Origin of the sequence: Alistipes sp. cv1, assembly GCF_900240235.1 — a bacterium.
GTDB lineage: Bacteria > Bacteroidota > Bacteroidia > Bacteroidales > Rikenellaceae > Alistipes_A > Alistipes_A hominis.
Genome location: NZ_OEPW01000001.1, coordinates 970,538 through 994,295 on the forward strand (window position 1 = coordinate 970,538; position 23,758 = coordinate 994,295).

Annotated in this window: 18 protein-coding genes and 4 tRNA genes; 6 read left to right on the top strand and 16 right to left on the bottom strand. The window is 55.0% G+C overall.

What is annotated here, in order from left to right:
• The first annotated feature begins 7 nt into the window (after window positions 1-7).
• From C1A08_RS04115 to C1A08_RS04130, 4 genes are all read left to right on the top strand, one after another.
• A complete protein-coding gene (locus tag C1A08_RS04115) occupies window positions 8-1,246 on the top strand; it encodes an ABC transporter permease (protein WP_055202368.1) in 1,239 nt (412 codons plus the stop codon).
• Window positions 1,247-1,276: 30 nt separating this feature from the next.
• A complete protein-coding gene (locus tag C1A08_RS04120; RefSeq protein ID WP_055202370.1) occupies window positions 1,277-2,386 on the top strand; it encodes an efflux RND transporter periplasmic adaptor subunit in 1,110 nt (369 codons plus the stop codon).
• A gap of 54 nt (window positions 2,387-2,440) precedes the next feature.
• Window positions 2,441-3,790 carry a TolC family protein gene (locus C1A08_RS04125; protein WP_055202372.1) on the top strand — a complete coding sequence of 450 codons (1,350 nt, stop codon included), beginning with the start codon at window positions 2,441-2,443 and terminating at the stop codon, window positions 3,788-3,790.
• 158 nt (window positions 3,791-3,948) lie between these two features.
• Window positions 3,949-4,404, top strand: coding sequence for a PepSY-like domain-containing protein (locus C1A08_RS04130; protein ID WP_101571525.1), 456 nt, complete (start codon window positions 3,949-3,951; stop codon window positions 4,402-4,404).
• Window positions 4,405-4,427: 23 nt separating this feature from the next.
• Here C1A08_RS04130 and C1A08_RS04135 read toward each other — a convergent pair whose 3' ends face one another.
• Window positions 4,428-4,919, bottom strand: coding sequence for a prolyl-tRNA synthetase associated domain-containing protein (locus C1A08_RS04135; protein WP_055202376.1), 492 nt, complete (start codon window positions 4,917-4,919; stop codon window positions 4,428-4,430).
• A gap of 76 nt (window positions 4,920-4,995) precedes the next feature.
• Between C1A08_RS04135 and C1A08_RS04140 the strand changes: the two genes are divergently transcribed.
• Window positions 4,996-6,435 carry a glycoside hydrolase family 32 protein gene (locus C1A08_RS04140; protein ID WP_101571526.1) on the top strand — a complete coding sequence of 480 codons (1,440 nt, stop codon included), beginning with the start codon at window positions 4,996-4,998 and terminating at the stop codon, window positions 6,433-6,435.
• Between the two features lie 70 nt (window positions 6,436-6,505).
• On the opposite strand, the gene rpoC is transcribed toward C1A08_RS04140, so the two are convergent.
• The 14 genes from rpoC to C1A08_RS13055 all read right to left on the bottom strand — a co-directional run bounded on the left by rpoC (window position 6,506) and on the right by C1A08_RS13055 (window position 20,076).
• Window positions 6,506-10,759: a DNA-directed RNA polymerase subunit beta' gene (rpoC, locus tag C1A08_RS04145; RefSeq protein ID WP_101571528.1), complete on the bottom strand. Its 4,254-nt coding sequence runs from the start codon at window positions 10,757-10,759 to the stop codon at window positions 6,506-6,508.
• A gap of 105 nt (window positions 10,760-10,864) precedes the next feature.
• Window positions 10,865-14,683 (bottom strand): DNA-directed RNA polymerase subunit beta, encoded by a 3,819-nt coding sequence (gene rpoB, locus C1A08_RS04150; protein WP_101571530.1) that lies wholly within the window; start codon window positions 14,681-14,683, stop codon window positions 10,865-10,867.
• 270 nt (window positions 14,684-14,953) lie between these two features.
• On the bottom strand, window positions 14,954-15,331 hold the full coding sequence (gene rplL / locus C1A08_RS04155; protein ID WP_055202384.1) for a 50S ribosomal protein L7/L12: 378 nt from the start codon (window positions 15,329-15,331) through the stop codon (window positions 14,954-14,956).
• A 124-nt stretch (window positions 15,332-15,455) separates the two neighbouring features.
• Window positions 15,456-15,977, bottom strand: coding sequence for a 50S ribosomal protein L10 (rplJ, locus tag C1A08_RS04160; protein ID WP_055202386.1), 522 nt, complete (start codon window positions 15,975-15,977; stop codon window positions 15,456-15,458).
• A gap of 11 nt (window positions 15,978-15,988) precedes the next feature.
• Window positions 15,989-16,687: a 50S ribosomal protein L1 gene (gene rplA, locus C1A08_RS04165; RefSeq protein WP_101571655.1), complete on the bottom strand. Its 699-nt coding sequence runs from the start codon at window positions 16,685-16,687 to the stop codon at window positions 15,989-15,991.
• Window positions 16,688-16,705: 18 nt separating this feature from the next.
• Window positions 16,706-17,146, bottom strand: a complete 441-nt coding sequence (gene rplK / locus C1A08_RS04170) for a 50S ribosomal protein L11 (protein WP_055202390.1) — start codon at window positions 17,144-17,146, stop codon at window positions 16,706-16,708.
• Window positions 17,147-17,162: 16 nt separating this feature from the next.
• On the bottom strand, window positions 17,163-17,720 hold the full coding sequence (nusG, locus tag C1A08_RS04175; RefSeq protein ID WP_101571532.1) for a transcription termination/antitermination protein NusG: 558 nt from the start codon (window positions 17,718-17,720) through the stop codon (window positions 17,163-17,165).
• A gap of 21 nt (window positions 17,721-17,741) precedes the next feature.
• Entirely contained in the window at window positions 17,742-17,933 is a 192-nt protein-coding gene (gene secE, locus C1A08_RS04180) for a preprotein translocase subunit SecE (RefSeq protein WP_055202394.1), read from the bottom strand.
• A 17-nt stretch (window positions 17,934-17,950) separates the two neighbouring features.
• Window positions 17,951-18,021 (bottom strand) — tRNA-Trp (locus C1A08_RS04185).
• Window positions 18,022-18,067: 46 nt separating this feature from the next.
• Entirely contained in the window at window positions 18,068-19,255 is a 1,188-nt protein-coding gene (gene tuf, locus C1A08_RS04190) for an elongation factor Tu (RefSeq protein WP_101571534.1), read from the bottom strand.
• 62 nt (window positions 19,256-19,317) lie between these two features.
• Window positions 19,318-19,390, bottom strand: a tRNA-Gly gene (locus tag C1A08_RS04195).
• Window positions 19,391-19,432: 42 nt separating this feature from the next.
• A tRNA-Tyr gene (locus C1A08_RS04200) sits at window positions 19,433-19,515 on the bottom strand.
• Between the two features lie 117 nt (window positions 19,516-19,632).
• A tRNA-Thr gene (locus C1A08_RS04205) sits at window positions 19,633-19,706 on the bottom strand.
• Window positions 19,707-19,719: 13 nt separating this feature from the next.
• Complete coding sequence (locus C1A08_RS13055; RefSeq protein ID WP_145996512.1) at window positions 19,720-20,076, bottom strand: hypothetical protein; 357 nt, start codon at window positions 20,074-20,076, stop codon at window positions 19,720-19,722.
• Window positions 20,077-20,108: 32 nt separating this feature from the next.
• Here C1A08_RS13055 and C1A08_RS04210 point away from each other — a divergent pair, with 32 nt between their 5' ends.
• Window positions 20,109-22,610 (top strand): beta-L-arabinofuranosidase domain-containing protein, encoded by a 2,502-nt coding sequence (locus C1A08_RS04210; RefSeq protein ID WP_101571536.1) that lies wholly within the window; start codon window positions 20,109-20,111, stop codon window positions 22,608-22,610.
• Between the two features lie 60 nt (window positions 22,611-22,670).
• On the opposite strand, the gene C1A08_RS04215 is transcribed toward C1A08_RS04210, so the two are convergent.
• Entirely contained in the window at window positions 22,671-23,741 is a 1,071-nt protein-coding gene (locus tag C1A08_RS04215) for a hypothetical protein (protein WP_101571538.1), read from the bottom strand.
• Window positions 23,742-23,758 lie beyond the last annotated feature (17 nt).

Below are 23,758 nucleotides of genomic sequence, written 5' to 3' on the forward strand. Positions count from 1 at the left end.
CGAAACGATGTTTGATTTAGACCGTTGGGAAGAGATCTGGCAGACGATCAGCAGGAACCGCAAACGCAGCATCATGACGGCGTTCGGCGTCTTCTGGGGCATATTCATGCTGACGATCATGCTGGGCGCGGGACTGGGATTGAAAAACGCCCTTTTCTCACAGTTGGGCGATATGTCCGTCAACTCCTGTTTCTTCTGGGGCGGCCGTACCTCGATCCCCTACAAAGGGCTCCCTTCCGGACGTTACTGGCAGTTCGAGAACGAGGACCTCGCTGCGATCAAAAAACAGGTGCCCAACGTCCGCAGCGTCGGCTCGGTCATCTGGGGCAGCGAATACAAATTCAGCCGGAACGACAAAAAAGGCGATTACAGCCTGGTAGGATACAATCCCGATTTTCAGCAGATCAGCCCGCAGCCGATCCGGTTCGGCCGGTTTTTCAACGAAATCGACATGGAGCAGCAGCGCAAGGTATGCATCCTCACCGAGCAGGTCTGGCTGGATCTGTTTCCCGGCGGCGAGGACCCGGTCGGCAGCACGATCCGCATGAACAACATGTACCTGACCGTGATCGGCATGATCAAAGTCCCCGACCGCGGGTTCCGGTTCCACGGCGACAAATCGGTATTGATGCCCGTTTCGACGATGCAACAAATGTACAACATGGGGCACAAGCTACACTCGGTGGCGGTCGCCGCAAACGACGATGCCGACATCAAAGAGGTGGAAACGAATATCAAACAACTGGTCTTCGCACGACACACCATATCGCCGGACGATACGAAAGCGGTCTACTCGCAGAACCTCGGCGAACAGGTCAACAAGTTCAACTCGCTGTTCGGCGGAATCGGCACGCTGACCTGGATCGTCGGGATCGGCACGCTGCTGGCCGGACTGGTAGGGGTCAGCAACATCATGCTGGTCATCGTCCGCGAACGAACGCAGGAGATCGGCGTCCGCCGGGCCCTGGGAGCGCGGCCCCGGATCATCATCTCGCAGATCATGAGCGAAAGTTTCGTGCTGACGTTCGTCGCCGGAATTTTCGGATTGGCGCTTGCGGTCGCACTGCTGTCGGGCGCCGAATCGGTACTCACGGCCAGCGCCGGACGGCCGATCCGCCCGCAGATCTCGTTCGGCACCGGTATGCTCTCGATGACGGTACTGATTCTCGGAAGCCTGCTGGCCGGCATCCTTCCGGCGAGCAGGGCGCTCAGGATCAAACCGGTGGATGCGATCCGCGAAGAATAAAATTAAAACGAAACTCAATTCACAAACGATATGAAAAAAGTTCTGAAAATTTCGCTGGGCATATTGTTCCTGATCCTGCTGATCGGGACATTCGTCTTCCTGTGGAACAAGACCCGGCCGGTCAAAGAGGTCTACGCCATCGTCAAACCGCACATCGACACGCTCGAAAAACGGGCAGTCGCCACCGGCAAAGTCGAACCTCGGGACGAGGTGCTGATCAAGCCGCAGATATCGGGGATCGTCTCGGAAGTGTACAAACAGGCCGGCGAACCGGTGCGTCAGGGCGAAGTGATCGCCAAAGTGAAAGTCATCCCCGATATGGCTACGCTGAACGCAGCCGAATCGCGCGTCAACGTGGCCCGGATCAACCTGGCTCAGACCAAACAGGAATTCGAACGCGTCAAGGGGTTGTTCGACTCCGGCGTGGTCGCCAAGGAGGAGTTCGAGAAGAACGAAACGGAATACTCCAAAGCCAAAGAGGAGCTGCAGAACGCGCAGGACAACCTCGAAATCGTACAGAACGGCATTGCCAAGCGGAATGCGGAACTGAGCAATACGCAGATCCGCTCGACCATCACGGGAATGGTTCTGGACGTCCCGATCAAGGTCGGCAACTCGGTCATTCTGTCCAACAACTTCAACGACGGTACGACCATCGCGTCGGTCGCCGACATGAACAACATGATCTTCCGCGGAAAGGTGGACGAAACCGAAGTGGGACGCATCCGCGAAGGTATGCCCGTCAAGCTGACGATCGGCGCCCTGCAGGACATCTCGCTGGATGCGACGCTCGAATACATCGCGCCGAAAGGCACCGAGGAGAACGGAGTCATCATGTTCGAGATCAAGGCGGCGGCGAAAATTCCGGAAGACGTGTTCATCCGCGCCGGATACAGCGCCAACGCCGACATCCTGATCGACCGGCGCGAAGGGGTGATTTCGATCCCGGAAAGCTCCATCGAGTTCGAAGGAACCAAAACGTTCGTCAACCTGCTGACCAGCGACTCCACGGCGACCGACCAGACTTTCGAACGCAAGGAGATCCAGATCGGACTGTCGAACGGGGTCAACGTCGAAGTCACCGAAGGGCTGACCGGAGACGAACAGATCCGCGGGACGAAGACAACGCCGACCAAATAACGGATAAACCGCACATCCAGAACAGAAGTCTCATATCGAATAAAACATAGAACCATGATCCGAACCCTTGCAGCTTTCCTATTGTCGGCCGCTCTTTCGGTTTCCGCTTCCGCTCAGCCGAAAGAGGACTGGACGCTTCAGCAATGTATCGACTATGCTATTGAAAACAATATTTCGGTCAAACAGTTCCAGATAAGCAGCAACAACCAGGAACTCCGGCTGAATACGACGCGCAACAGCCGACTGCCGAACGTGGGTATCAACCTCAGCGAGAACGCCTCCTTCGGCCGCGGTCCCGGACGCGACGGAACGACGGTCGATCACACGCAGTTGTCCACCTCGCTGGGAGCCTCCGCAAGCGTTACCGTGTTCGAAGGAATGCGTATCAAACACGACATCGCAGGACAAAAATTTTCCCTACAAGCTTCGCTGAAAGATTTGGAACGAGCGCGCGAAGACGTCTCGCTCAACGTGACCTCGCTGTACCTTCAGGTGCTGTTGAACAAGGAAATGGTCAAGGTAGCCGAAAATCAAGTCGAACTGAGCCGCCAGCAAGTCGAACGCAGCGAACTGCTGGTCAAAAACGGACGCAATCCGGAATCGGATCTTTACGAAAGCAAAGCGCTGCTGGCCAACGACGAAATGAACCTGACGCAGAGTCGGAACACGCTGCTGCTGTCGCTGCTCGACCTGAGCCAGGCGCTGAACCTCGAAAACAAGGACGGCTTCGACATCCGGATGCCCGACCTGGGAAATATCACGATCGCCTCGATGAGCCGCATGGAGACTCCCGGAACAGTTTACGATTACGCGGTCGGCAACCGGCCCCGGATACTGGCCGAACAACTCCGGCTGAAAAGCAGCGAGAAAGCGTTGCTATCGGCCAAATCGGCTTTTTATCCGTCGATTTCGCTCGGAGCCGGATATAGCAACGGTTACTACTTCTCGATCTACGAAGGAGCCCGGAACGCCGCCTTTTTCAACCAGCTCAAGAACAACGGCAGCGAATACATCGGTCTGAGTATCAACATTCCGATATTCAACCGCAACGCGACGCGCAACAACGTTCGGATGGCTCAAAACAACATCCGCATCCAGGAGTTGGCCATTACCGAAGCCCAATTGGCGCTACGCAAGGAGATCGAACAGAGCTATTACAGCGCCGATGCGGCTTACCAGAAGTACCTGTCGGCCGAAAAATCGCTCGCGGCGGCTCGCGAAGCTTTCCGTTACCAGAAAGAAAAAGCGGACGCCGGACGTTCGACCATCTTCGACTACAACGATGCCAAAACCCGGATGGAAAAATCCGAATCGGACATGGTACAAGCCAAATTCAATTTCATATTCAGCCGAAAAATCCTCGATTTTTACGCCGGTCAACCGCTCGATTTCAGCATCTATTGATCCCGCGACAAATCGATCCGTTCCCTTACATCTCCTAACGGGCCTTCCTTCGCACAAGGACGGCCCGTTCTTTTTTACGCCGCGTCCGACGGAGCCCTCCGGATCTGGCACCGGCTTTGCTTGTCGTTACAGGGTAAGAATCCGTTAAAACGTCCGTTATGAAAAAAACGCTGTTCGTCCTGCTATGCCTGCTGATCTCGCTGACAGCGGCGCGAGGCGGAGACAAAATAACCACGACCAATCCGGAGAGGCTGCCCGTCCAGGCACGCAAATTCCTCTCCGAGCACTTTTCGGACACCCGAATATCGGTCATAAAGATTGAACCGAAAGGGTCGGCGACCACCTACGACGTCCTGATGGAAAACGGGGTGGCCGTAGCGTTCAACCACAAAGGAATGTGGACCGAAATGGACGCCAAAGTCGGTTCCGTTCCGCAGAGCGCCATCCCGGCCGATATCCTGCAATACGCGAGAGACCGCTTCCCGGGATGCGAAGTACAGGCTGCCAAACGAGACGGTAAAAATACCGAAATCAAACTTTCGAACCGTACCGAACTCATGTTCAATGCGAAGGGAGAGCCGATCGACCGGGAAAAAGAACCGCGCGACGATTGACGGAAGACCCGCAGCGCCCCGAATCAATACAAATCGATAAACTCATAGCTGTTCCCGCATCCGTCGAGATATCTGATGAATTCGGCTTGCGGGATCACGATCGTCCCCGTGTTGTCGTTCGGATGAAAGCTCAGGGAGTGCTGCTGCCGCAGATTCCGGTCGAGAAACAGGTGCACGTGATTTTCCGTGTCGTTGATCAGTCCGAACGGCGATACGGAACCCGGACGGAGTCCCAGATACCGTTCCATCCGCTGTTCGGAAGCGAACGAGAGCTTTCCCTGTCGCAGCCGACGTTCGAGATCGCGGATCGCCAGATTTCGGTCGCAGTCGAAAACGACGAGGTAATGCCGGTCGCCTTTATGATTGCGGAAAAAAAGATTTTTGCAGTGTTTCGAGCCGTCGTCGCGCCAATACAGCCGGGCCAGTTCGATCGTCGGGGCCGCCGGATGCTCGTAATAGTCGTACCTCAAGGCATACCGGCCCAAATAATCAAAAACGATTTGCTTACGATCCATCATTCGGGAATTTCGATACAAAGTTATAATAATACGTAAAAAATCATAACTTTGAATAAAACCGATCTTCCCGACTATGAAACGAATCCATCCGAACCGTTGCCGCCGAGCGGCGCTGACCGTCTTGTTATCCGTTTTTTCAGCCGTCACGCTACCGGCATCCGCTCCGCGTTCGCCGCAACAAACGGCGAACACGAAACCGACCTTGCATTTCCGTCCGCAGGACGCGAAGGCGGGAGACGTCATCCCGTTCTACTGGAAAGGAGACTACCATCTCTTTTACCTGAAAGGCCCGGATTGGGCGCACGTCGTCAGCCGCGACCTGCTGCGTTGGCAGGAACTTCCGAACGCGCTGATTAAAGGTTCCGACCCGCTGGGACCGGACTGGGAGAGTATCTGGACGGGAAGCGTCGTCGAACACGGCGGAACCTTCTACCTGTTCTACACCGGCAAAAACAGCAACGATCCACTCGGCGATCAGAAAGTGATGCAGGCGCGAAGCGTCGACCTGATCCACTGGACGAAACATCCGGAATATACGTTCTATGCCGACGGAAAGATTTACTGGAACAAAACGATCAACGGAGCGATCGACGACAAACAGATCTACCATCACCAGGCTTTCCGCGATCCGCACGTCGTGTGGAACGGCCGGGAGAACCGATGGTGGCTCGCCTTGCACGCCATGCTCGCCGACGGCTCGGCGCCGAACGTCGGCCTGTACACGTCCCGCGATCTGACGCACTGGACGCCGCACGCGCCGCTCGTCGTCTACCCGGCTTCCGTTTCGGGCGACTGTCCCGACCTGTTCGAGCTGAACGGCTTGTGGAACGTCAACTGCGCCGATTATCACTATATGCAGGTACGCGATACGGGGGCGATCGACCCGCCCGTACAGCCCTACGACTGCGGAGACCTCCGGGTGGCCAAAACCATGTCCGACGGGAAACGCAGGATACTGATCGGATGGATCGGCGATTATAAAAACGACTCGGATGCGGGAGAATACGAATGGGGCGGCACGCTGAGCATGCCCCGGGAACTATACGCCGATGCAGCAGGCCAACTGTATCAGCGCCCCGTGCGGGAAGTCGTCCGGCTGTTCGACCGGACGGCGTTGCGGGAAAAACGGGTCGGATTGAATACCCGGTACGACCTGCCCGAGAATTACATGCTGACGGCGACGCTGTTTCCGCAGAGCGGCTTCGGACAGGCGACGCTCCGTTTCAGGGAGTCCGCCGACCGGACGGAAGGGTACAGTCTGACCGTCGATTTTCAGACCGGCGAGATCGGAATCGGCAGCCGGTACCGCACCTTCCAAAGAAAGTGCGGCATCGATCCGTACGCCCCGTTGAAGATCCGGCTCTTCGTCGACGGCACGATCGCCGAATGCTTCGTCAACGACGCCTACTGCTTCACGATGCGCATCTACGACAGCCTCGGGACGGGAGTCTCTTTCCGGTCGACGGCCCCCGGCCTGACCGTAAAGGATCTGGTCGTCCGGGTATGCGAATAACCGTCCGCATCCAAAAAGCGAAGGCCCGGGAATGATCCCGGGCCTTCGCTTTATCGTTTTCCGTACTCGGTTACTTTCCGGAAACCATGCTGTTGTATTCGTCCTTGGCGCCCACGATAATCGTATCGAAATCGCGCTGCCCGGTACCGGCCGGAATCAAGTGACCGCAGATCACGTTCTCCTTGAGGTTCACCAACGGATCGACCTTACCCAGAATAGCCGCTTCGTTCAGCACCTTGGTCGTTTCCTGGAACGAAGCCGCCGACATGAAGCTGCTGGTCTGCAACGCCGCACGGGTAATCCCCTGCAGCACCTGATTCGACGTCGCCGGAATCACATCGCGCACCTGCACGAGCTTCAGGTCTTTCCGTTTCAGTTGCGAATTCTCGTCGCGCAACTTGCGCAACGTGATGATCATACCCGGTTTCATCGTCGCCGAATCGCCGGCGTCGGTTACGACGACCTTGTCGTACAAGTCGTCGTTGACAGCCATGAATTCCCACTTGTCGACGATCTGTTCTTCGAGGAAACGGGTATCTCCCGGATCTTCGATCTGCACCTTGTTCATCATCTGGCGAACGATCACCTCGAAATGCTTGTCGTTGATCTTCACGCCCTGCATCCGGTACACTTCCTGCACCTCGTTGACGATGTACTCCTGCACCTTGGTCGGGCCCTGGATCGCCAGAATATCCCCCGGCGTAATCGCGCCGTCCGACAGCGGCATCCCGGCGCGGACGTAATCGTTCTCCTGCACCAGGATCTGGCGCGACAGCGGAACGAGATAACGTTTCACATCGCCCACTTTCGAAGTAATGATGATCTCGCGGTTACCGCGCTTGATCTTGCCGAACGAAACCTCGCCGTCGATTTCCGAAACCACGGCCGGATTCGACGGGTTCCGCGCCTCGAACAATTCGGTCACACGCGGCAGACCGCCGGTGATATCGCCTGCCTTGCCGACGGCTCTCGGAATCTTGATCAGAATCTCTCCGGCTTTGACGGCGGCGTTCTCCTTCACGACGATATGCGCGCCTACCGGTAGGTTGTATTGTTTCTGTTCCTCGCCTTTTTTGTCCAGAATCTTGATGATCGGGTTCTTGGTCTTGTCTCTCGACTCGGTAATCACCTTCTCGCGGAAGCCGGTCTGCTCATCGAACTCGTCGCGGTACGTGACACCTTCAATCACATTTTCGAAAGCCACCTTACCGTCGTATTCCGAAATAATCACGGCGTTGTACGGATCCCACTCGCAAACCAGATCGCCCTTCTTGACCAAATCGCCGTCGTTCAAGTACAACGTAGCGCCGTAAGGCAGGTTGTGCGTATAAAGCACGATATCGGTATTGACGTCGACGATCCGCAACTCGGACAGGCGGCTGATCACCGTATTGATCTCTTTGCCTGCGTCGTTCTTGCTCTTCACCACGCGCAATTCGTCGATCTCAAGACGTCCTTCGTAGCGCGAAACGACGCTGTTGTCGGTCGCCACGCCACCGGCTACACCGCCGACGTGGAACGTACGCAGCGTCAGCTGGGTACCCGGCTCGCCGATCGACTGGGCGGCGATCACGCCGACCACTTCGCCTTTCTGAACCATGCGTCCGGTCGCCAGGTTGCGTCCGTAACACTTGGCGCATACGCCCTTGCGCGACTCGCACGTCAGCACCGAACGGATATCCACCGATTCCACATGCGCTGCGTCGATCGCCTCGGCGATCGTTTCGGTAATCTCTTCTCCGGCAGCCACGATCAACTCGCCGGTATGCGGATTGTAGACGTCGTGCACGGTCGTACGGCCCAGGATACGTTCGTACAGCGTCTGTACGACATCCTCGTTGCGCTTGATCGCCGTAGCGGTCAGGCCGCGCAGCGTACCGCAGTCCTCCTCGCAGATAATCACGTCTTGCGCCACATCGACCAGACGGCGCGTCAGATAACCGGCATCGGCCGTTTTCAACGCGGTATCGGCCAGACCCTTACGGGCGCCGTGCGTAGAGATGAAATATTCCAACACCGAAAGCCCTTCCTTGAAATTCGACAGGATCGGGTTTTCGATGACCTGACCTCCTTCGGCCCCGGATTTCTGCGGCTTGGCCATCAAACCGCGCATCCCGGAGAGCTGGCGGATCTGCTCCTTCGAACCGCGGGCCCCGGAATCCAGCATCATGTACACCGGATTGAAACCCTGCATGTCCTTGGTCAGGTGATCCAACACCGTCTTGGTCAGCTTCATATTGATATTCGTCCAGATGTCGATAATCTGGTTGTAACGTTCATTGTTGGTGATAAGCCCCATGTTGTAGCTCTCCATCACCTCTTCGACGCGCTCGTAACCTTCGTTGACCAGCGCTTCCTTTTCATCGGGAATGATCACCGCATCGAGGTTGAACGACAGTCCGCCGCGGAAGGCCATCTGGTATCCCATGTGCTTGATATCGTCGAGGAAAGCCGCCGTTTTGTCGGCTCCGGCCTTCTTCATCACCAGGCCGATGATGTCGCGCAGCGAACGTTTGGTCAGCACTTCGTTCAGGAAGCCCACCTCTTTGGGAACCACCTGGTTGAAGATGATCCGGCCGACGGTCGTATCGACCAATTTACGAACCGGCTGCCCGTTCTCGTCGAGCGTATCGACCATTACTTTCACTTTGGCGTGCAGGTCGGCGCGTTTTTCATTGTAGGCGATCAGCGCCTCCTCGGGGCCGTAGAACTGAAGCCCTTCGCCCTGCGATCCGGCGCGCTCTTTGGTAATATAGTACAACCCGAGCACCATGTCCTGCGAAGGCACCGTGATCGGCGCTCCGTTGGCCGGGTTCAGGATGTTGTGCGAACCGAGCATCAGGATCTGGGCTTCGAGGATCGCCGCATTGCCCAGCGGCAAATGCACGGCCATCTGGTCGCCGTCGAAGTCGGCGTTGAACGCCGTACAAGCCAGCGGGTGCAATTGCAACGCCTTGCCCTCGATCAGTTTCGGCTGGAACGCCTGGATACCCAGACGGTGCAAGGTCGGGGCGCGGTTCATCAGCACCGGATGTCCTTTAATCACGTTTTCCAGGATATCCCAGATCACCGGATCCTTACGGTCTATGATTTTTTTGGCCGATTTAACGGTCTTGACGATTCCTCTTTCGATCAGTTTCCGGATCACGAACGGCTTGTAAAGCTCGGCCGCCATGTCTTTCGGAATCCCCATCTCGTGCATCTTCAACTCGGGACCTACGACGATGACCGAACGGGCCGAATAGTCGACGCGCTTACCGAGCAGATTCTGACGGAAACGTCCTTGCTTTCCTTTCAGACTGTCGGACAGCGATTTGAGCGGACGGTTCGACTCGGTCTTCACGGCGTTGCTCTTGCGCGAGTTGTCGAACAGCGAGTCGACGGCCTCCTGCAACATGCGCTTTTCGTTGCGCAGGATCACTTCCGGCGCCTTGATCTCGATCAGCCGTTTCAGACGGTTGTTCCGGATGATCACCCGGCGGTACAGGTCGTTCAGGTCGGACGTAGCGAAACGGCCTCCGTCCAACGGAACGAGCGGACGCAGTTCGGGCGGAATCACCGGAATCACTTTCAGGATCATCCACTCGGGCTTGTTGATCTCGCGCGACTCGCGGAACGCTTCCACCACATGCAGGCGTTTGAGCGCCTCGGCCTTACGCTGCTGCGAAGTCTCGGTGCTCGCCTTGTGGCGCAGCGAATAGGAAAGCTCGTCCAGATCGACCCGCTGCAACAGCGTGTAGATCGCTTCGGCCCCCATCTGCGCGATGAATTTATCGGGATCGCTGTCGTCGAGTTGCTGATTTCCTTTCGGCAGCGCGTTCAGGATATCGAGGTATTCCTTTTCGGCAAGCAGATCGAGATCGGACACTCCGTTCACGGCTGCAGCGCCGGCCTGTACGACGACATAACGTTCGTAATAGACGATCGCTTCGAGCTTCTTCGACGGAATACCCAGCAGGTATCCGATCTTCGACGGCAACGAACGGAAATACCAGATATGAGCCACCGGAACCACGAGCGAGATATGTCCCATCCGTTCCCGGCGCACCTTTTTCTCGGTCACTTCCACGCCGCAACGGTCGCAGACGATCCCTTTGTAACGGATCCGCTTGTATTTTCCGCAGTGGCATTCGTAGTCTTTCACCGGGCCGAAAATCCGCTCGCAAAAAAGGCCGTCCCGTTCGGGCTTGTAGGTGCGATAGTTGATGGTTTCGGGTTTCAGCACCTCGCCGCTCGAGTTTTCGAGAATCTCCTCCGGAGATGCGAGACCAATGGAAATTTTCGAAAAACCGCTCTGTGCCTTATTGTCTTTCTTGAATGACATATTTTTAAACTTTTATTTATTCTTCAACAAGTAAACCTTCGAGCCGCGGCGAACTCGGGATCTTCCGCCGTTCGTCAGCAACGCCGCTCTCCGGCCGACGCACTTTTAGTCCAGCTTGACGCTGATGGCCAATCCCCTGAGTTCGTGCAGCAACACGTTCAGCGATTCCGGAATGCCGGGCTGCGGCATGTTGTCGCCCTTGACAATCGCTTCATAGGCCTTGGCACGTCCCATCACGTCGTCCGACTTGATCGTCAGGATCTCCTGCAAAATGTTCGATGCGCCGAACGCCTCGAGCGCCCAAACCTCCATCTCTCCGAAACGCTGACCGCCGAACTGCGCTTTACCGCCCAGCGGCTGCTGCGTAATCAGCGAGTACGGGCCGATCGAACGGGCATGCATCTTGTCGTCGACCATATGGCCGAGTTTCAGCATGTAGATCACCCCGACGGTCGCCGGCTGGTCGAACTGCTCACCGGTACCGCCGTCTCGCAGATAGGTGCGACCACTGCGCGGTACGCCGGCCTGAGCCGTATATTCGTTGATCTGCTCCAGCGAAGCCCCGTCGAAAATCGGCGTGGCGAACTTCAGACCGAGTTCGCGGCCGGCCCATCCGAGCACGGTCTCGTAAATCTGTCCGAGGTTCATACGCGAAGGCACGCCCAGCGGGTTCAGCACGATGTCGACGATCGAACCGTCTTCGAGGAACGGCATGTCCTCGTCGCGAACGATCCGCGCCACGATCCCCTTGTTACCGTGACGGCCGGCCATCTTGTCTCCCACGCGCAACTTGCGCTTCTTGGCAATGTACACTTTGGCCAGCTGGATAATTCCGGTCGGGAGTTCGTCCCCGTTGGTCAGGTTGTATTTCTCGCGCTTGAGAACCGCATCCAGTTCCTTGTACTTGATCGTATAGTTGTTGATCGTCTGTTCGATCAGCGTATCCAGACGCGCGTCGCCCGTCCATTTATCGGTGCCGATATTCAGGTAGTCGAGTTCGGCCAGCATTTTCTGCGAGAAACGCGTCCCCTGCGGGACCAGTTCCACCCCGAAATAATCGCGGATACCGATCGTCGATTTGTCTTTGAGCAACGTCCACAGTTTTTCGATCAGACGCTCTTTCAGCGCATCGGCCTGCTGCAAGAACTCGGTCTCCATCTTTTCCAACTGCGCCTTTTCGGAAGCCTTGCTCTTCTTGCCGTCCTTATTGGCGCGGCTGAACAGTTTCTTATCGACCACGACGCCGAACAGCGAAGGCTGCGCCTTCAGCGAAGCGTCTTTCACATCGCCGGCCTTGTCGCCGAAGATCGCACGCAGCAGTTTCTCTTCCGGCGAAGGATCGCTCTCCCCTTTCGGCGTGATCTTACCGATCAGGATATCGCCCGGCTGCACATTGGCGCCGATGCGGATGATACCGTTCTCGTCGAGATCTTTCGTAGCGTCTTCGCTGACGTTCGGAATGTCGGAAGTAAGCTCCTCGACACCGCGTTTGGTATCGCGCACTTCCATAATATATTCGTCGACATGCACCGAAGTGAAGATATCCTCGCGGATCACGCGTTCCGAGATCACGATGGCATCCTCGAAGTTGTAACCCTTCCACGGCATGAACGCCACTTTCAGGTTGCGCCCCAGCGCCAGCTCGCCGCCCTGCGTAGAATAACCTTCGGTCATGATCTGCCCTTTGGTCACTTTATCGCCCTTGCGAACCAGGGGTTTCAGGGTCATCGACGTGCTCTGATTGGTCTTACGATAGCGCGGCAGACGATAGGTCGTCACTTCCGGATCGAACGTAACGATCTTCTGGTCTTCGGTACGTTCGTATTTGACCTGAATCTGCGTCGCATCCGAGAAGACGACTTCTCCTTCGCCTTCGGCGACGATCTGGATCCGGCTGTCGGCGATCATGTCTTTTTCCAGACCCGTTCCGACGATCGGAGCCTCCGGCATCACCAACGGCACGGCCTGACGCATCATGTTCGATCCCATCAGCGCACGGTTGGCATCGTCGTGTTCGAGGAACGGGATCAGGCTGGCGGCGATCGACGAAATCTGGTTCGGAGCAACGTCCATCAGATCCACTTCCGTAGCCGTCACCACCGGAAAATCGCCGTTGTCGCGCGCTTTGATCTTGTCCGGCACGAGGAACTCGCCCGCATCGTTCAGCGGAGCGTTGGCCTGCGCAATGGTCAGTCCTTCCTCCTCTTCGGCGCTGAAATAATGAATCCCTTTATCCGTCAGATCGACCCGTCCGTCCGCCACTTTGCGGTACGGCGTTTCGATAAAGCCCATGTCGCTGATTTTCGCGTAAACGCACAGCGACGAAATCAATCCGATGTTCGGGCCTTCCGGCGTTTCGATCGGACACAGACGGCCGTAATGGGTATAGTGCACGTCGCGCACTTCGAATCCGGCGCGCTCACGCGACAGACCGCCGGGCCCCAAAGCCGACAGGCGGCGCTTATGGGTCATTTCGGCCAGCGGATTGGTCTGATCCATGAACTGCGACAGTTGGTTCGTTCCGAAGAACGAATTGATGACCGACGACAGCGTTTTGGCATTGATCAGGTCTACCGGTGTAAACACTTCGTTGTCGCGCACGTTCATCCGTTCGCGGATCGTACGCGCCATGCGGACGAAACCTACGCTGAACTGGTTGGCCAACTGCTCGCCCACTGTGCGTACGCGGCGGTTCGACAAGTGGTCGATATCGTCCACGTCGGTCTGCGAGTTGATTAGCAGAATCAGGTAACGGATGATGGCGATGATATCCTCCCGCGTCAGGATCCTTACGTCCGGAGAGATGTCCAGATCCAGTTTCTTGTTGATACGGAAACGCCCCACATCTCCCAGATCGTAACGCTTGTCCGAAAAGAACAGCTTTTCGATCACGTCGCGCGCAGTCGCCTCGTCGGGCGGCTCCGAGTTACGCAACTGGCGGTAGATATAGACGACGGCCTCTTTTTCGGAGTTGCACGGGTCTTTCTGCAGGGTATTGTATACGATGGAGAAATCGGTGCCGTTCTGGGCCTCCTTATGGATTAGGATGCTTTTGGCGCCCGACTCGATAATGTCTTCAATATGGCTCTCTTCGAGGACGGTCTCCCGGTCGATGATGATCTCGTTTCGTTCGATCGAAACCACCTCTCCGGTATCTTCGTCCACAAAGTCTTCAACCCATGTCTTCAGCACCCGGGCAGCCAGCCGCTGTCCGACCATCTTCTTCAGGTTGGCTTTAGTAACCTTTACATCCTCCGCAAGGTTAAATATCTCTAAGATCTGCCGGTCGCTCTCGAATCCGATCGCACGGAGCAGCGTGGTTACCGGCAATTTCTTCTTTCGGTCGATATAGGCGTACATCACGTTGTTGATGTCCGTCGCAAACTCGATCCACGACCCTTTAAACGGGATGATACGGGCCGAATAGAGTTTGGTTCCATTGGTATGGGTGCTCTGACCGAAGAACACCCCCGGGGAACGGTGCAACTGCGATACGATTACGCGTTCGGCGCCGTTGATAATGAACGTGCCGCGCGGAGTCATATAGGGAATGGTGCCGAAGTAAACGTCCTGAATCACCGTATCGAAGTCCTCGTGTTCGGGATCGGTACAGTACAGCTTCAGCTTCGCTTTCAGCGGTACGCTGTACGTCAGTCCGCGTTCGAGACACTCGTCCTGGCCGTAACGGGGCGGATCCACGTAATAATCGATGAATTCCAGCACGAAGTTGTTACGCGTATCGGTTATCGGGAAGTTCTCCATGAACACCTTGTACAGCCCTTCGTTTTTGCGGTTCTCGGCCGTGGTATCTAATTGGAAAAAGTCTTGAAATGATTTGAGTTGCACCTCCAAAAAATCGGGATAATGCAATCTGTTTTTTACGGAAGAAAAGCTAATACGCTGATTATCTGTTTTTGAAGACATTGTATCCAATAATTAAAGTTGAAGATAAGAACTGATTTGAAATGCGCTTCTGCTTTCAGTTTCAAACGCGGCAACTGACCCGGCAGTTCAAACGACCGATCGGAAAAATCCGTTCGGGATCACTGGTTTTCCACCCCTGCCATCTCTTTTTGCAAAACATAACCGCCCGTAGGGCCCGGTTACTGGCTGTTGCTTCTGTTAAATGAGAAAAGGTATAGAGTCTATCAGAATAGACTCTACACCCGATATGTTCTGAACTATAAGCAGTTACTACTTAACTTCAACTTCAGCGCCAGCTTCTTCGAGCTGAGATTTAACCTGTTCTGCTTCTTCTTTGGAAACGCCTTCTTTGATAGCTTTCGGTGCGCCATCAACCAGATCCTTAGCCTCTTTCAGACCCAGACCGGTAATGTCTTTCACTACTTTCACTACCTGCAGTTTCGCCTGACCTGCGCTCTTCAGGATCACGTCGAAAGACGTTTTCTCAGCAGCAGCGGCGCCACCGTCGGCAGCAGGAGCAGCGGCAACGGCAACAGCAGCAGCAGCGGGCTCAATTCCGTATTCTTCTTTCAGAACATTGGCAAGTTCGTTTACTTCTTTAACTGTCAAGTTAACCAACTCCTCAGCTAATTTTTTGATATCGGCCATCGTAATATAAAATTTTTAAAATGTTTGACTTTTAAACGTTTTGGTTAATTTTCGGGAACCATTCCTTCGGCAGCGGACTCAGGCGGATTTTCGATAACGCCCTCCGGCAAACCGTCCGGAAATATTATCCCCTTGCTTCGAGGGTTTTAACCAACCCTGCGATTTTTTGTCCGGCAGAACCCTGCAGTGCGGAGATAACGTTCTTCGCGGGAGACTGCAACAGTCCGATGATGTCACCAATAAGCTCTTCGCGCGACTTGATGTTAACCAGTTCCTCTACGGCGGCATCGCCCAGATAGATGCAATCTTCCACGCATGCAGCTTTCAGAACCGGTTTCGGATTCGCCTTGCGGAACTCCTTGATCAACTTGGCGGGACTCTTACCCACGTTGGCGAACATGATCGCCGTTTCGCCTTTCAGCGAAGGGAGCACCTCCTCGTTAATCTTCCCGGTCTGTTCGAGAGCCTTGATAAACAACGTATTCTTCGCAACCACCAGCTTCACTTCCTTTTCGAAACAAAGCTTTCTCAAAGCAGCGGTCTGCTCTGCGTTCAGTTCCGAAGTATCGGTAATGTAGTAGTGAGCGTATGCGGTGAGCTTCTCGGCCAGACTATCAATTACAACTTTTTTCTCTTCCCTGTTCATCGTCTTTCGGTTTATTTGTTTTCAAGGGATTTGGGATCAATCTGCAAGCCCGGGCTCATCGTAGTAGAGAGAAATATACTCTTCACGTAAGTACCTTTAGCCGTAGCCGGTTTCAATTTCATGATTACATTCATGAACTCGTTGGCATTGTCGACGATCTGTTCCGCAGAGAACGCGATCTTGCCGATCGAAGAGTGAACGATACCGAATTTGTCGACTTTGAAGTCGATCTTACCGGCTTTCACCTCTTTTACCGCCTTTCCGACTTCCATCGTAACGGTACCCGTCTTAGGGTTCGGCATCAGGCCACGGGGACCCAGAATACGTCCGAGCGCACCCACCTTCGCCATTACATTAGGAGTTGTGATGATCACGTCCACATCGGTCCAACCGCCTTTGATCTTCTCGATGTATTCGTCCAAACCTACGTAATCGGCGCCTGCCTCGGTCGCTTCGGTCTCCTTGTCGGGAGTACAAAGCACCAGCACGCGAACCGATTTCCCGGTTCCGTGAGGCAACGTAACGACACCTCTTACCATCTGGTTGGACTTACGGGGATCAACACCAAGTCGCACGTCCAAATCCACGGAAGCATCGAATTTCGTAAAGGTAATCTCCTTTAGAAGAGCTGCCGCCTCGCTGAGCTTGTACGCCTTATTCGGTTCAATCTTAGCAAGAACTAATTTTCTATTTTTGGTCAGCTTACTCATTTCAGTAATTTTTATCAATTACAAATTAGGAAATTCACCAACGACATCGATACCCATGCTACGTGCTGTACCGGCCACCATCCGCATCGCGGACTCAAGCGTAAAGCAATTCATATCCGGCATTTTATCCTGGGCGATCTCCTTGATCTGATCCCAGGTCACCTTGCCTACCTTTTTACGGTTCGGCTCGGCGGAACCCGACTGAAGCTTTGCGGCTTCCTTGAGCTGTACGGCTACCGGCGGCTGCTTAATGATAAAGTCGAACGACTTATCGCCATAAACGGTGATAATGACAGGAAGTACCTTGCCTGCCTTGTCCTGGGTCCTCGCATTGAACTGTTTACAGAAGTCCATGATGTTCACTCCTTTCGAACCCAGAGCGGGCCCTACCGGAGGCGAAGGATTGGCGGCACCACCTTTGATCTGCAGTTTAATTAACGCAGCAACCTCTTTTGCCATAATTTTCCTTGGTTAATTATTCTTTTTCTACTTGCATAAAGCTCAACTCCATAGGAGTCTTGCGCCCGAATATCTTCACGGAAACCGTGAGTTTCTTCCGCTCGTTGTCCACCGCCTCGATCGTACCCGAAAAGCTTGAGAATGGGCCATCGGTAACCTTGACGGTTTCTCCTTCGAAGAAAGGAACTTCGTTTTCCTCCTCGCTGACGCTCAGTTCGTCGACACGTCCTAAAATCCGGCTCACTTCCTGAGGGCGGAGAGGGGTTGCCACCATGGAAGAAGCCTTCGTGTCTCCGAGGAAGCCTAAGACGTTGGGAGTGTTGCGAAGCATAAACGGGATTTCGCCCACGAGAGCGGCCTCGACCAATACATAGCCCGGATAAGAGACCTTTTCCCGGCTGATCTTTTTACCGTTTTTGATCTGGTAAACTTTCTCAGTCGGAATCAGAACCTGGGAGATATAGTCTTCGAGGTGAGAATTCTGGACTTCCGTCTCGATGTATTCCTTCACCTTTTTTTCCTTACCTCCGATGGCACGGATCACGTACCACTGTTTTTGCTCTTTTTCGCTCATCTTTATCTTTTCTTTACAGAATTAATAAAGAATACTATATATGGCCTTCATGATGTTCTCGAATGCCAGGTCCATCGCAAGAATCACTACAGCGAATAACAGGGAAGCTGTCATAACAATTACCGCTGAATTGGAAAGCTGATTCCAGGACGGCCACGTCACCTTTTGAACAAGCTCGGCGTAGGCGTTTTTAACGTAATTAATAAATCTCATTGTCGTAACGTTTTTAGCACGAGTGGAGAGATTCGAACTCCCATCAACGGTTTTGGAGACCGCTATTCTACCCTTGAACTACACTCGTTTGTAAGGCGGCGCGCCGAACGCGCCGCCTTGAAAGTATTTCGAAATTACTTAATGATTTCGATGATCTGACCGGCACCTACGGTACGGCCGCCTTCGCGGATTGCGAAACGCAGACCTACGTTCAGGGCTACGGGGTAGATCAGGGTAACGGTGATCGTTACGTTATCGCCCGGCATAACCATTTCTACGCCTTCCGGAAGTTCCACTTCACCGGTTACGTCCAGCGTACGCAGGTAGAACTGCGGACGGTATTTGTGGTGGAACGGCGTGTGACGACCGCCTTCTTCCTTTTTCAGGATATAAACCTCGGCTTTGAACACCGTGTGCGGGGTGATCGAACCCGGTTTGGCAACGACCATACCGCGTTTTACGTCTTTCTTGTCGATACCGCGCATCAGCAGACCGACGTTGTCGCCGGCTTCGCCCTGATCCAGCAGCTTGCGGAACATTTCCACGCCCGTACAGGTCGAAGTCATCGACTTTTCGGCCAGACCGATGATTTCCACCGGATCGCCCACGTGAATCACGCCGGTTTCAACGCGACCGGTCAGCACGGTACCGCGACCGGTGATCGAGAATACGTCCTCGACAGGCATCAGGAACGGTTTTTCGTTTTCACGCGGAGGAATCGGAATGTACGAGTCAACGGCATCCATCAATTCCATGATCTTGTCTTCCCATTTGGCTTCGCCGTTCAGACCGCCCAGCGCAGAACCGCGGATAATCGGGGTATTGTCGCCGTCGAATTCGTATTTGCTCAGCAAGTCGCGAACTTCCAGCTCAACGAGGTCGAGCATTTCGGGATCGTCCACCATGTCGCACTTGTTCAGGAATACGACGATTTTCGGCACGTTCACCTGGCGGGCCAACAGCACGTGTTCGTTGGTCTGGGGCATCGGACCGTCGGTAGCGGCAACCACGAGGATCGCGCCGTCCATCTGAGCGGCACCGGTAACCATGTTCTTCACATAGTCGGCGTGGCCCGGGCAGTCTACGTGAGCGTAGTGACGGTTGGCCGTCTGATACTCGACGTGCGACGTGTTGATGGTGATACCGCGTTCCTTTTCCTCGGGAGCGTTGTCGATCGAGTCGAACGAGCGCAGTTCGGAAAGGCCTTTTTTTGCAAGTACGGTGGTAATTGCAGCGGTCAAGGTAGTTTTACCATGGTCAACGTGTCCGATCGTACCGATGTTCACATGCGGTTTGGATCTGTCAAATTTTTCTTTTGCCATATCTGTAATCTATTTTAGGAATAATTGTTTTACTTCAATTAAAGTTTCCAACACTTTTTGCGAGCGGAAGACGAGATTCGAACCCGCGACCCTTAGCTTGGAAGGCTAATGCTCTACCGACTGAGCTACTTCCGCAAAATCATTTCGTCGATTCTCCGGCGCGAACCGGATTCACTGTGGGCGGAGATGGATTCGAACCACCGAAGTCGAAAGACAGCAGATTTACAGTCTGCCCCATTTGGCCACTCTGGTATCCGCCCAGAATTTTCTCGAAGAACTTTTCGAAACCCGAGTCTCGCTCGTTACACCCTAATAATATAGCGCCGCACCCACTATTGTCCGCCGCATCCGCACGCTCTGTCCGTCGCACCTTCCGGAGCCGATGGAGGGATTCGAACCCCCGACCAGCTGATTACAAATCAGCTGCTCTGGCCAACTGAGCTACATCGGCAGTTTGTCACATTTTAGGGTTGGCAAAAGTACGAATAATTTCTTAATGCACAAATATTACGCACCAAAAAATTAATCCGCCCCGGCAAATCGACGGTCAACTCAAGGCCTGCGTCAAATCCCAAAAACGCAAAATCGGTGTCAAAGGTACAACGGATTTTTGGAATAACGAAATTTTTTATACCAAATACGCTATTTTTAAGCTCAAAATCGTGTCGGTTCCGAATCCCGCCGCGACGGCGCCGGCCGCGAATTTTCATTTCGGTGTCCGCCCGGCCGCAAAACGGCAGTCGGTCGGCAGATCCGTTCCGGATCGGTAAACACGGACGGATAATAAATACCGGTATATTTTTTATCTTTGCTATGTTCACAATCCCATTTTCACCGTTCTAACCCGCCCGACATGAAAAAAACTTTCCTGCTTTTCGCCGCATCGCTTTCCTGCAGCTTACCTATTTTCTCCGCCCGTGCGCAGGTCGCCGACCTGCGGGGAGGCCCGCTGGGGGTCGAACGGGTCGCAGCGAAAGCCAATTACGCGATTTACGAATCCGCACGCAAATCCTCCGCCGACGAAAGTTGCTGGATACGGATCGACCTGGGACGGCCGTATCCGATCGATTCGGTCAAACTGTACCCCGTCGTATTCGACAGTTGGGACTACTATGCGCGCCCGGGATTTCCGGTACGATTCCGGATCGAAACGTCCGGCTCCGACGACGGCTCCGACAGGCCCGTAACGATCGCCGACCACACCGGCAGCGACTACGAAGCCGCCGCAGTCGACCAGATCGACGTCTTCCGCCCGGCGCACCCTGTTTCCGGCCGGTACGTCGAGCTGAGAGTCACCCGGCTACCCGAACGCGACAACGGATACTATTTCGAACTCTGGAAAATGGAGGTATGGTCGGGCGGCGTCGACGTTTCGGAAAACCGGCTGCTCACCGACTCCGACCGGGGTTTTCTGGGTAAACACCCCTTATTGAGACCGCAACGCCCGATGGGAGAAGTCGCCGTACTGAATTGTCCCGAAAACGTCACTCCGGCGGCAAGCTGGCGGCCGGTCGAACCGACGGCGCGGGTTCCGCGCAGCGGCGTCACCGTAAACGACGGACTGTTCCGCCGAACGCTCTATGCCAACGCCCATTACCTGCTTCAGTCGTTTTCCGTAGACGATATGTTGAAAGAGTTCCGCGAGCGGGCCGGAGTACCGGCGGACGGGGCATTGCGCGACCTGCATACCGAATGGGTCGACATTCTGCCCGGTTCGAAAGCGGGTCGCTTTCTGATGGGCGCGGGCAACCAACTGCGCTGGGTCGAAAACCGCGAACTGCGCGACCGGATGAACCGGATCGTCGACGGCATCGAAGCCTGCAAACAGCCGAACGGATACCTCATGGCTTATCCCGAACGCGATATCCTGCATTTCGAGAACGGAGCTTACTGCCGTTCGTGGGTGACTCAGGGACTGATCGAAGCGGGAATCGCAGGAAATCCGAAAGCCTATCCGTTGCTGCGCGGTTTTTACGACTGGTTCAACGCCTGCCCCTATCTGCCGGAACTGGTCCGCCGCGGCGGACAGGGACGCCAGGGAATCATCGCCAGCACCCGCCTTTATTTTACGCCGGTAGGAAAACCCGAAGACCTGCAAGTCGTGCAGCGTTACTACCAGGAAAATTTCTGGATGCAACAATTGATCGACAAGGATGTCGACGCGATCTGGAAATATCCGTACGACCGTCCGCACTGTTACCTGATCCTGTCGCTGGAATCGTTCCTCGACCTCTACATGGCGACCGGCGACCGGCAGTACCTCGATGCGGCCGTCGGAGGCTGGGAACTGTTCAACGAATATTACGAACATATCGGAGGCAGTATCAGTATCAGCGAACTGTCGCCCTACCCGCCCAAATCCTATCTGCTGCGCAGCGGAACGGGCGAGCTGTGCGGCAATTCGTTCTGGGCGTTCCTGAACCAGCGGTTCCACCTGCTCTACCCCGAAGAGGAAAAATACGTGGCCGAAATCGAAAAATCGATCTACAACGTAGCCATTGCCAACCAGACTGCCGACGGCAAAATCCGCTACCACGCCCGCCTGATAGATCGTAAAGAAGACGGCACGGACGTCAACACCTGCTGCGAAGGGCAGGGGACGCGGCTTTTCGGAGCGTTGCCCGAGTTCATCTACACGCAGGCGGACGACGGCGTATACGTCGACCTATTCGCCGCCTCTTCGTTCGCCTGGGAACAGGACGGGACACCGATGAAACTAACCATGCAAACCGAATTCCCGTACAGCCGGCCCGGAGCCGGGAGCACCCTGATAAATCCGAGATTAAACGAACGACTCGAATATCCGTATCCCACCGACATCCAGATCGAAGTTTCGGCACGCAAAAAAACGCCGTGCAAAATCCGGCTTCGCATTCCATGGTGGTGTAACTGCAACGCAGTCATCTTGGTAAACGGCGAACGGGTAGCCTGGGGAAAACCGGGATCATACGTAACGCTCGACCGGAAATGGTCGGACAAGGACAAGATACAATTTTCGTTACCGATGGCTTTCCGCCTCACCCTGTACAAAGGAAGCGAACCCGATTTCAAAGGCAAAAATGCTTACGCTATCGAATACGGCCCGCTGCTGATGGCCGTTGTCGGAGATTCGGTGCAAAACGGGCGTGTTACGCTACCATTCCCGCCTGAAAAACTATTTGAAAAATTCAAACCGTCGCAAGACGCTCCGCTTCATTTTACCATCGAAGACAGCGGCTTGCGGCTGATTCCCTATTTTGAAATTTCGGACGAATCGTTCACCTGTTATCCTTTTTTGGAAGATTGCCAGATAGAAGGACGGGGCCCGAGAATCGAATCTATCGGACAAATCCTGCCGAGACTGCTCAAGGATTGAGCAACAACAAAACGGCGGCAGGATCTCCTGCCGCCGTTTTAGCACTTTATTATATCTTAATCATTTCGCAGGAGGAACCAGCGGCAGCGCGAGCCAGGCCAGGTTGATGCCGCGGCCCATGTGTCCGTAATTTTCTCCGGTCGCGCCGTCGTAGAGCATCGCCAGCCGGTCGCCCACCCGGATCACCGACGGCATCCCGATAGCGCCTTTCACCTCTTTGGAATTCTGACAATCGATCACGATCGCCTTGTCCTGCGGATCCCACCGATTCAGGTCTTTGGTCCAATACACCCAAACGGCATCCGTGTATTCGCCCCGGTCGGGGTGTATCCCGATGTGGTTCGTAAACAGGAACCAGGTACCGTTATCGGGTTCGTAATAGAGCGAGGTGTTCTCGCACTGCTCGGCGGGCGGGAAAATCGGCTGCGGATCGACCGTCCACGCGCTCCCCAGGTCGCGGGTACGGGCGATGCCGACCGTACGGCCCAGTTTACCTTCCTTGTCAAAAGCCGCGGCTCCGAAAAACATCTTGTACTCGCCGTCCTGCTCCACCACATCGCCCGGACTGGCCGTATCGCTGTAATAAGTGCCGGCCTCGTTGGTGAAAGGAATGATGTCGTAACGTTTGCGCCAAGGGCCGGCCGGATGATCGGCCTCGGCCGTCAGGGTCACATAAGGAGTGGCCGGGATGCAGTCGGGAGCGGGGGTACAAAATTGGGTGCCCACGTAGAACATATGCCATTTCGCGCCGTCGTTCACCAACCAGGGCGACGAAGCCGATTTGGAATCGGGGTGTCCCGCTTCGCCGAGGGTCAATTGCAATCCGTGCTTCTCCCAATGGCGCAGGTCGCGGCTGGTAGCCAGGCACGACAGCCACCCATCTTTGCCGGCGCCGTCGTAATGAAGGTAGTAGACTCCCTCGTGCTCGACCACTACGGCTTCGCGTGCGCCGTAGGTATCGCAACTGTCGGGCCCCGTCCCGCAAGGCATCACCATCCCTTCGTCATCGATCGTCATCCGCAGAACGGCCTGCGAACGCCCGTCCACGTAGCTCTCGGGCGCCCGATATTCCTTCTGGGCGGAAACGCCCACAACCCAGACCAACATACAGCCTGTCAAAAATCTTTTCATTTTCCGAATTTTAAAAA

Excerpts from the sequence above, each read along its gene's own strand:
- C1A08_RS04135 (WP_055202376.1), bottom strand. The coding sequence starts at position 4,919 with ATGGATCGTAAGCAAATCGTTTTTGATTATTTGGGCCGGTATGCCTTG.
- rplJ (WP_055202386.1), bottom strand. The coding sequence starts at position 15,977 with ATGAACAGGGAAGAGAAAAAAGTTGTAATTGATAGTCTGGCCGAGAAG.
- C1A08_RS04130 (WP_101571525.1), top strand. The coding sequence starts at position 3,949 with ATGAAAAAAACGCTGTTCGTCCTGCTATGCCTGCTGATCTCGCTGACA.
- rpoB (WP_101571530.1), bottom strand. The coding sequence starts at position 14,683 with ATGTCTTCAAAAACAGATAATCAGCGTATTAGCTTTTCTTCCGTAAAA.
- nusG (WP_101571532.1), bottom strand. The coding sequence starts at position 17,720 with ATGAGCGAAAAAGAGCAAAAACAGTGGTACGTGATCCGTGCCATCGGA.
- tuf (WP_101571534.1), bottom strand. The coding sequence starts at position 19,255 with ATGGCAAAAGAAAAATTTGACAGATCCAAACCGCATGTGAACATCGGT.
- C1A08_RS04125 (WP_055202372.1), top strand. The coding sequence starts at position 2,441 with ATGATCCGAACCCTTGCAGCTTTCCTATTGTCGGCCGCTCTTTCGGTT.
- rpoC (WP_101571528.1), bottom strand. The coding sequence starts at position 10,759 with ATGTCATTCAAGAAAGACAATAAGGCACAGAGCGGTTTTTCGAAAATT.
- rplK (WP_055202390.1), bottom strand. The coding sequence starts at position 17,146 with ATGGCAAAAGAGGTTGCTGCGTTAATTAAACTGCAGATCAAAGGTGGT.
- C1A08_RS04210 (WP_101571536.1), top strand. The coding sequence starts at position 20,109 with ATGAAAAAAACTTTCCTGCTTTTCGCCGCATCGCTTTCCTGCAGCTTA.
- C1A08_RS04115 (WP_055202368.1), top strand. The coding sequence starts at position 8 with ATGTTTGATTTAGACCGTTGGGAAGAGATCTGGCAGACGATCAGCAGG.
- rplA (WP_101571655.1), bottom strand. The coding sequence starts at position 16,687 with ATGAGTAAGCTGACCAAAAATAGAAAATTAGTTCTTGCTAAGATTGAA.
- rplL (WP_055202384.1), bottom strand. The coding sequence starts at position 15,331 with ATGGCCGATATCAAAAAATTAGCTGAGGAGTTGGTTAACTTGACAGTT.
- C1A08_RS04120 (WP_055202370.1), top strand. The coding sequence starts at position 1,277 with ATGAAAAAAGTTCTGAAAATTTCGCTGGGCATATTGTTCCTGATCCTG.
- secE (WP_055202394.1), bottom strand. The coding sequence starts at position 17,933 with ATGAGATTTATTAATTACGTTAAAAACGCCTACGCCGAGCTTGTTCAA.
- C1A08_RS04215 (WP_101571538.1), bottom strand. The coding sequence starts at position 23,741 with ATGAAAAGATTTTTGACAGGCTGTATGTTGGTCTGGGTTGTGGGCGTT.
- C1A08_RS04140 (WP_101571526.1), top strand. The coding sequence starts at position 4,996 with ATGAAACGAATCCATCCGAACCGTTGCCGCCGAGCGGCGCTGACCGTC.